The sequence below is a fragment of the Pseudomonas sp. KCJK9111 genome (assembly GCF_046231935.1).
GTDB lineage: Bacteria > Pseudomonadota > Gammaproteobacteria > Pseudomonadales > Pseudomonadaceae > Aquipseudomonas > Aquipseudomonas parafulva_B.
The window spans coordinates 1-3,963 of sequence record NZ_JBJJMO010000056.1 but is presented as its reverse complement, the minus strand read 5'-3'; the positions used below and the strand labels follow the sequence as shown (position 1 = coordinate 3,963).

General features: G+C 65.6%; 3 protein-coding genes. 2 read left to right on the top strand and 1 reads right to left on the bottom strand.

Going from position 1 to position 3,963, the window contains the following annotated elements; genetic code table 11:
- Positions 1-186: 186 nt before the first annotated feature.
- Both ACK59L_RS17050 and ACK59L_RS17045 read left to right on the top strand, forming a co-directional pair.
- Entirely contained in the window at positions 187-1,308 is a 1,122-nt protein-coding gene (locus ACK59L_RS17050; RefSeq protein WP_409274909.1) for a cupin-like domain-containing protein, read from the top strand.
- Positions 1,309-1,373: 65 nt separating this feature from the next.
- Positions 1,374-2,342: a siderophore-interacting protein gene (locus tag ACK59L_RS17045; RefSeq protein WP_409274907.1), complete on the top strand. Its 969-nt coding sequence runs from the start codon at positions 1,374-1,376 to the stop codon at positions 2,340-2,342.
- 37 nt (positions 2,343-2,379) lie between these two features.
- On the opposite strand, the gene ACK59L_RS17040 is transcribed toward ACK59L_RS17045, so the two are convergent.
- Entirely contained in the window at positions 2,380-3,771 is a 1,392-nt protein-coding gene (locus tag ACK59L_RS17040; protein ID WP_409274905.1) for an aspartate aminotransferase family protein, read from the bottom strand.
- Between the last annotated feature and the right edge of the window lie 192 nt (positions 3,772-3,963).

The window sequence follows — 3,963 nt, the reverse complement described above, 5'->3', positions numbered from 1 at the left end:
CTGCGACCTTCCATACAGTTGGGTATCGAGCGTTGGCTCGGCTATCCCTACGGGACGTAGGAAGACGCGAGAAAATTAGCCGCGCAGCTTAGGCGCTGGCGCCAGGCATGCCGGTGAGGCGCCGGTTAAATCGGTGCTCGTATCGCTCGTTAACCCTGCACAACGACAGATCGACAGGGGTTGACCGTGGACCTTCAGAGCATTCTCAGCAGGCTGTTCGCCAATGCCCATGGCGTGGGCATCGAGGGCGTCTACCAGTTCGTCTTCGCCCATGACCGGGCCTTCTGGTCGGAGGTGCGCGAGCAGAGCCGCACCGGTGTTGGCCGCCACGCCGCGCCGGACGTCACCATCGAGGTGGCCGAACGCGACTTTCTCGGGATCATGGGCGGCACGGCCAATGTCGAGGAACTGTTCGCCAGTGCGCGGCTGAAGATCACCGGCAACATGGGCCTGGCCACGCTGCTGCCGCAGATCATCAACAGCGCGCGGCAAGGTACTTCGGCCAGCAAGGTGGCCATGAATCAACGCTACCCCACGCCTGCACGCATCAGCGAACGTGTATCGGCAGCGCAGCCTGTGCTGCGTGAGGTACCCCGCCTGCCGCGGGCGCAGCTGTCAGCCGAGCGTTTTGCCCGGGAGTACCTGCCGCTGGGCATGCCGGTGGTGATGAGCGATGCCCTGCACGACTGGCCGCTGTTCAGCATGGGGCGTGAGGCGTCCATCGCGCACTTTGCCGAGCTGCAAGGCATCACCCGCCACGGCGATTATGTGAAGAAAACCTTCTCCACCGACCGCGACTTTCGCTCAACCTCCATGGCCGATTTCATTGCCTCGCTGGACACGCCGGCCAAACCGGGTGAAACCCCGGCCTACATGGGCAACAACATCGTCCCGGAAAAGCTCCTGGCGCTGATCCGCTTCCCCGACTACTTCGAGCGTTCGCGCTACATCGCGCCGCGCATCTGGATTGGGCCCAAGGGCACGCTCACACCCTTGCACCGGGATGACACCGACAACCTGTTCGCCCAGGTCTGGGGGCAGAAGTCGTTCATCCTTGCCGCCCCGCATCACCGTCCGGCGCTGGGCACCTGGTCGACCAGCCCCAAGGGTGGCCTGGACGGCTGCGACTTCAACCCCGATGCCGCCGACTACCAGCGTTTCCCGGCCGCCCGCGATGTGCCGTTCCTGCGTGTGGTGCTGCAAGCCGGCGACCTGCTGTTCTTGCCCGAGGGTTGGTTCCACCAGGTGGAGTCGGTGTCCACCTCGCTGTCGGTCAACTTCTGGGTGAACTCCGGTCGCGGTTGGTAAGGCGCGGTTAATTTGCCTGGGCGTCGGCTCGTTTCTCAGCAAAGACGTCTGCACGAGAACGCCCCATGCCCAGCCCAGCCCGCATGACCCAAACCCTCCAGCAAAGCCTGCGCCGTCTGATTGGCGGCGCCAGGCGCCAAGCCCAGCCCTACCGCCTGTTCGACCTGGTGCTCAGCCGCCGCCTGACCCTTACCCCCTCGCTCACCCGGCTGGTGTTCACCGGCCCCGACGTGGCGCAGATGACCACCCTGGCACCGGACCAGCGGGTGAAGCTGTTCTTCCCGGCGCCCGATGGGTCCCTTGCGCAACTGCCCGCCGACCAGCACTGGAAGGCCGCCCACAGCGCGCTCGCTGCCGAGCAGCGCCCACCGATGCGTACCTACACCTTGCGCGCGCTGCGCCCAGAGGCATTGGAGGTGGACGTGGATTTCGTCTTGCACGGTGTCAACGGCCCCGCCTCGGCCTGGGCTACCCAGGCGCTGCCGGGAGATCGCCTGCAGACGCTGGCACCGAACCTGGCCTATGCGGGAGACCCTGGTGGGTACGAGTGGAACCCGCCGCAAGGGGTACGCAACGTGTTGCTGGTCGGGGATGAGACGGCGCTGCCAGCGATTGCCGGCATCCTCGAAGCCCTGGCCGTGACGCAACCGGACCTGGCGGTGCAGGCGTTCATCGAAGTGCCCTTGCAGGCCGACTGCCTGGAGGTGCGTCACGGCAGCGGCGTTGAGCTGCACTGGCTGCCACGGGATCTTTTGAACTGCGAGCAGGGCCAGGCCATGCTGCATGCCGTGCGTGAACTGGCCCGACTGCCCCAGGGGCACGCAGTGCCCAAGGCCAGGCTGGAGGATATCGATATCGACACGCGCATTCTGTGGGAACAGGCCAGTACGGCCTGCAGCGTGTTCCACGCCTGGGTGGCGGGCGAGTCGGCCACAGTCATGGCCATCCGTCGCCATTTGATCAAGGAGCGCGGGTTGCCACGTCAATGGCTGACCCTGATGGGCTACTGGCGCGCAGGCAGATCCCTGGACTGAAGGGGCAAAGCCGGGGGCACGCGGCCCCCGCCTGGACTCAGACCGCTGCGGCCACGGCAGCGGCGAAGCGCTGAGCGACCTCGTCGACCTGCTCGTCGCTGATGATCAAGGGTGGCAGGAAACGCACCACTGCTCCGTGGCGGCCACCGAGTTCCAGGATCAGGCCTCGCTTGAGGCACTCGCGCTGTACGCGCGGGGCCAGTTCGCGGTTGGCTGGCGGGTGCCCCTGGGCGTCTGCCATGCCTTGCGGATCGACCAATTCCACGCCCAGCATCAACCCCCGACCACGGATATCCCCCAACTGCGGATAATCTGCCTGCAGGCGCTGCAAATGCCCGCGCAGGCGCTGACCCATGGCCTCGGCATGGTCGGCCAGGCGGTGCTCGACCAGGTATTCGAGCACGGCAGACCCTGCGGCCATGGCCATCTGGTTGCCGCGGAAGGTGCCGGCATGGGCGCCTGGCTTCCAGGTGTCGAGCCAGTCGCGGTAGACCACCACGGCCAGGGGCAGGCTGCCACCGATGGCCTTGGATAGGGTGATGACGTCTGGCACGATACCGGCGTGTTCGAAGGCGAACATGCGTCCGGTACGGGCGAAACCGCTCTGGATTTCATCGACGATCAGCGCAACACCCGCCTGCTCGGTGATGCGCCGTACGCCCTTGAGCCACTCGATGTCGGCGGGTATCACGCCGCCTTCGCCCTGTACCACTTCCAGAATCACCGCGGCTGGCAGCGGCACCCCGCTTTCGGGGTCGAGCAGCAGGTTTTCCAGGTAGTGCAGGTTGGCCTTCACCCCCGCCTCGCCGCCCAGGCCGAACGGGCAGCGGTAGTCGTAGGGGTATGGCATGAACTGCACGCCGCTGCCCAGCAATGCGCCCAGGGGCTGCTTGGGACCCAGGCTACCCATCAGGCTGAGTGCCCCTTGGCTCATGCCGTGGTAGGCGCCCTGGAAGGTCAGGACCGTGCTGCGGCCGGTGGCGCTGCGCACCAGCTTGAGCGCGGCCTCCACCGCATCGGTACCGGTCGGGCCACAGAACTGCACCTTGGCTTCACGGCGCAGTGCTTCGGGCAGCACGGCGAACAGGTCCTGGACGAAGCGGTCCTTGACTGGGGTGGTCAGGTCCAGGGTGTGCAGGGGGAGTTCATCGGCCAGCACGCGCTGGATGGCTTCGACGACCACGGGGTGGTTGTGGCCCAGCGCCAGCGTACCGGCACCGGCCAGGCAATCGATGAACTGGCGGCCTTCGACGTCCTCGACATAAATGCCACGGGCGCGCTTGAGCGCCAGCGGGATACGGCGGGGGTAGCTGCGGGCATTGGATTCCTGTTGCTGCTGGCGGTGCAGCAGGGGCGAATCGGTGAATTCGTATAGGGGGTGCGGGGTGGTGGCCGGTGGGACCTGAGCAAGGCTGGTAGCGGTGGACATGGTGAATCCTCGCAAGCAAGCGAATGGGCGGTAGTCGCTTGAGAGACGCTTGGCCGGGGGCAGGATTTAGGGGGCTTTGCTCTTGCTCTTGCTCTTGCTCTTGATCTTGCTCTTGCTCTTGCTCTTGCTCTTGCTCTTGCTCTTGATCTGGCTTTGGCTTTGGCTTTGGCTTTTGATCTTGCTTTTGATCTT